This is a genomic window from Streptomyces sp. NPDC058221 (genome assembly GCF_042882365.1).
In the GTDB taxonomy this organism is placed as follows: domain Bacteria; phylum Actinomycetota; class Actinomycetes; order Streptomycetales; family Streptomycetaceae; genus Streptomyces.
In genome coordinates this window covers 1-1107 of sequence record NZ_JBHVWF010000323.1, presented here as the reverse complement: position 1 = coordinate 1107, position 1107 = coordinate 1, and the positions used below count along the sequence as shown (strand labels likewise).

Genomic DNA, 1107 nt, shown 5'->3' with positions numbered 1-1107 from the left:
CCCGTACGACATCCCCCGGGGCTGCGCCGCCGGTTACATGCCCGAGATGAATGTGCTCTGCGCACTCAGCGACTACAGCACGCAGAGCGACCAGCCGATCATGAAGCACGTCAAGGTCACCATCGGTCCGGCGGCCTGAACAAGGGCTGTTCGCCGGCGGCGAGCCGGCACGACCGGTCCGGCCCCGTGGACGGTGATGAGCCGCTGCTCGGCCGTGCCGAACCACGCGTGACGCCGTCAGGTCAGTGCGGCGTCCTGCGCCGGGCCTGGCGACCGGGGCCGTGACGGCTCCGTCCCCGACTGCGCGACCACGGAGGCCGCCACCTGCGACGCGAACGCCAGCATCTCGGCGGTCCGGTCGCGCGACAGCCGTGCGACGCCGCCGTCGCGGAATGCTCCGGCGTCGCCCAGCCAGTTGAGCACGGCCGCCATGAACGCGTCGCCCGCGCCGATCGTGTTGACCACGACGGCCCGCACCGCGGGGACCGAGATCCGGTCCATGTCCGGGGTGAACGCCGTGCTGCCGGCGGAACCGCGGGTGAGTACCACCAGGCGGTCGCCCGCGGCCAGTTGCTCGCAGCTCTCCTCGGGAGTCGCGCCGGGCCAGAGCGCGGTCACGTCCTCGTCGCTGACCTTGAGGACCTGGGCCAGTTCGCACAGCTCCCGGAGCCGGCGCCCGGTGGAACCGTCGAGCGTACGGTCCTCGCGCACGTTCGGGTCGACCACCAGCACGGAGTGTTCGGCACCTGCTCGCGCGGTCGCGGCCACCGCATCGGCCGCCGGCGGGACGACCGCGGCGAGTCCGCCCACATACACGGCGCCGAAGCGGGCCACATCGGCCGTGCGCTCCGGCAGCCGGAAGGTGGCTGTGTCCTGCAGGTGGAAGTGGTATCCGGTGCCGTCCGGGCCCGGGTCGGCCACCGCGAGTGCGGTGGGCAGCTCCGAGCGGGCGCACAGGCCCAGTTCCGTACCGGCGGAGAGCAGCCGCTCCTCGATCAGGCGGGCGAATCCGTCACCGCCGAGTCCTCCCGCGAACCAGCTGGGCGTGCCCAGCCGGGCCAGCCCGGCGGCGACGTTGGCGGGTGCGCCGCCGGGCTGGGCCCGGTG

At 73.7% G+C, this 1107-nt stretch carries 1 protein-coding gene; it reads right to left on the bottom strand.

The features are described from left to right. Window positions 1–237 precede the first annotated feature (237 nt). The coding region (locus tag ACFVW8_RS39170; RefSeq protein ID WP_389698836.1) for a PfkB family carbohydrate kinase at window positions 238–1107 on the bottom strand (870 nt) is incomplete at its 5' end.